We start from the raw sequence: 2,629 nt of genomic DNA on the forward strand, positions 1-2,629 counted from the left end.
CCGGGGTCCCGTCGATTAATATCAGTTTGACTGCCTCCTGTTTGAACTCGGCAGTATAGCGTTGTCTCTTCATGGTTGGATCCTCTTTTTAAGAGAATCCCATGTCCAGTTTTCTCAGGACACATCACTAACAAGTCGGAGTGAGACAACGACATTACGGCTCCGCCTCCATGTCGCGCTCATCCTCTACGTTAGGCAAAGAGAATGAAGAAACTAACCAGCAGACTGCTAATTTTTGCGGGAGCAGCTGGCCTCATCTTTTCAATGATATTCCAGCCATTCACTCCATCATCGAAAATAGAAGGACTGCTTCAGAAAATTGAAGAAATGAGCACTGCTGAATTCAAAGCAAAGTATGGAGAAAAAGAAAGAGCAGCTGTCGTGCTTGGGATCGAGCAAAACATTAAAGAAACCAAAGAGGCTGAAAGAGTATCCAGCACGATCACAACCCTTTCGTTTTTTACTTTCGGAATCGGCTTAATACTATGGATACTAACACCTAACAAGCCGGAGCAGGACAACCCGATAAACCGCCCGTAAAACTCTAAAAATCAACAGGACTTCGAACCCGTCAGGCTGGGTGCCTGGCCTCACCGTTATGGAAAAAGAATGAATTTTGATCAGGAAGCCTATCTAAACGAACACATCCCTTATCGTTTAGCCTTAATCGATTCATTTATCAAAATGCTGGACGGCACGTCGACGTGGGAGAATCCGAAAGAAATGGAGATCTACATCGAAGGTAAGCTCTGGATTAAAGGTAATCACAGAGCTATCACTAATCCGACCGTGGAATCCGGAATTATCCATAGTCGAGTTCTTCTGGAATTCCTTGGGTTGCGAGCTGATCTAAAAAATGGAACTATTGAAGAAGTAAAAAAGAGAAAGCCCGGAGACATAGGGATCGAAATGTTTCAGCATGATGGTCGACATCTTGAGCGTGTGACGAAAGAAGAAGCGCTCTCTAAATATCCGGGCAGAAGAGAAGACGCAGAACGGTCATTGGTTATTACGATTGCCCATGCGCACAGAAGTATCGCGCACCTAACCGAAGGTCCAATTGAAGATCCCGGATCAATCGACCTTCTAATATTGGGCGCAAAAGGCGTATTAGCACTTGTTCATGATTTCCTATACGTCAGGTTAGGCATCCCAACGCCTGACTACTCTATTAAACAAATAAAACCATAACTAGGCGTAGGTGGCAACGGCTAACGCCGCGCCACTACTCGACGTTAGAAAAAGAATGACATCTGAATTTAAAAAGAGGCAGTTTGATTTCCATAAGGACTATTACGCGTTTGAACTAGAGCGAAAAGATAAGCTCTTACAGCAAGTAGGTCTTGCGTTAGGCATTTTGACGGTGATCGGTAATCTATTTGCTTTTTTTCTCCGAGACTTCCAATTCGTTGAATTCAGAGAAGTCCATCTGCTTTTCTACTTCTTTTTCAGCTTTGGTTTTTTATTCACCGCAATATCAATCATTTACCTAACAAAAACGCTAATACATCGTTTTTATTACGAGACAATTCCGACTCCTAAAGAGATCCAAGATGCCTTAAACGAGTGCGATGAATATAACACCAAAGTCGAAAAAGCCGAAGCTTTAGACACGGAAGAAGTTTTCTATGAGAATCTGATCAAGCAATATAGTGAAGCCACGCATAGGAACCACCTCTCAAACCTTGCTAGATACAGCAACGTGTTTACATCGCTTCGGTTTTCGCTCATCGGTCTTATTTTGCTTATTTGCTCATTTCCAGGCTACCAAGTATTGAAAAAAGAATTTTCCATCAAACCATCCACAACAGAAATCAAGGAGGAGGTGAAAGTCAGAATTATGTCAGAAGATAAAGATAATCAGTCAAATCAGCAGCAGACGTCGAACCAACCAGTTGAACGCCCACAGTGGCCTCAGGGTCGAATTATCAAGGAAGCAGATGAAAAAGGTCAAAACAAGCAGACCTTTAACGAGCAAAAGGATAAATAGATTCTAACAAGGCGGAGTGAGACAACGACATAGCGGCGGTGCCGCTATGTCGTGCTCATCCTAGTCGTTCGCTAAGAAAATGAAATCTGCGATAATAACTCTACTCTTTTCTATCACGCTGACAGCGAGTGAACCAGTAGGAGCAACTCTGAACGGAACCTTTTCACCTGACCTAAAAAAAATAAGGGTCCAGCAAGAGGAAATCGTGAAACTTAATGAGCATGAGCTTGGAGAGGAGCTCAGTAAGCTACTCGTAGATCAGATGGTACAGGCCTTCGCAGACTCAAAAATGGGATTAAAGATAGAGTTCCCACATGTAGTTTTTGTTCACGGTGGAAATAAATATGAGGGTAAAATAACCAAATATTCAGATGGCCTTTTTCTTATCGAATTTAATGGAGGCCTACTGGCGCCAGGGTATTACGAAAGCATTGAGGAAACCATGACATTTTACTCGTGCGAATGGAAAAAAGCGAACCAGGCGGAGGTAGCAACGCCATAGGCGTGCTACTCCTCATCGTTCGCCAAAGAAAATATGCATCCGGTCGCCATACTCATAATCCTCTTCATTGTAGGCATAGGAGCTCTGTTTTATCTCAAGTATCGAAAGTATGGCCCTATAGGCATGTATTTCTCAGA

4 protein-coding genes are annotated in these 2,629 nt (G+C 43.1%); all 4 read left to right on the forward strand.

Annotation, left to right across the window (positions count from 1 at the left end; translation table 11 throughout):
* Positions 1–204: 204 nt before the first annotated feature.
* The 4 genes from DDZ13_RS15190 to DDZ13_RS15205 all read left to right on the forward strand — a co-directional run bounded on the left by DDZ13_RS15190 (position 205) and on the right by DDZ13_RS15205 (position 2,492).
* On the forward strand, positions 205–540 hold the full coding sequence (locus DDZ13_RS15190) for a hypothetical protein (protein ID WP_110132312.1): 336 nt from the start codon (positions 205–207) through the stop codon (positions 538–540).
* A gap of 69 nt (positions 541–609) precedes the next feature.
* The gene (locus tag DDZ13_RS15195; RefSeq protein ID WP_110132313.1) at positions 610–1,191 is read left to right on the forward strand and encodes a hypothetical protein; all 582 of its coding nucleotides are present in this window, start codon (positions 610–612) and stop codon (positions 1,189–1,191) included.
* Between the two features lie 55 nt (positions 1,192–1,246).
* Positions 1,247–1,990: a hypothetical protein gene (locus DDZ13_RS15200; RefSeq protein ID WP_146209407.1), complete on the forward strand. Its 744-nt coding sequence runs from the start codon at positions 1,247–1,249 to the stop codon at positions 1,988–1,990.
* Between the two features lie 79 nt (positions 1,991–2,069).
* Complete coding sequence (locus DDZ13_RS15205) at positions 2,070–2,492, forward strand: hypothetical protein (RefSeq protein ID WP_110132315.1); 423 nt, start codon at positions 2,070–2,072, stop codon at positions 2,490–2,492.
* The last annotated feature ends 137 nt before the right edge of the window (positions 2,493–2,629 follow it).

It is taken from the genome of Coraliomargarita sinensis (genome assembly GCF_003185655.1).
GTDB classification, from domain to species: Bacteria; Verrucomicrobiota; Verrucomicrobiia; order Opitutales; family Coraliomargaritaceae; genus Coraliomargarita_B; species Coraliomargarita_B sinensis.

Bases quoted from the DNA above. Each gene is read 5' to 3' on its own strand.
- DDZ13_RS15190 (WP_110132312.1), top strand. From the start codon at position 205: ATGAAGAAACTAACCAGCAGACTGCTAATTTTTGCGGGAGCAGCTGGC.
- DDZ13_RS15195 (WP_110132313.1), top strand. From the start codon at position 610: ATGAATTTTGATCAGGAAGCCTATCTAAACGAACACATCCCTTATCGT.
- DDZ13_RS15200 (WP_146209407.1), top strand. From the start codon at position 1,247: ATGACATCTGAATTTAAAAAGAGGCAGTTTGATTTCCATAAGGACTAT.
- DDZ13_RS15205 (WP_110132315.1), top strand. From the start codon at position 2,070: ATGAAATCTGCGATAATAACTCTACTCTTTTCTATCACGCTGACAGCG.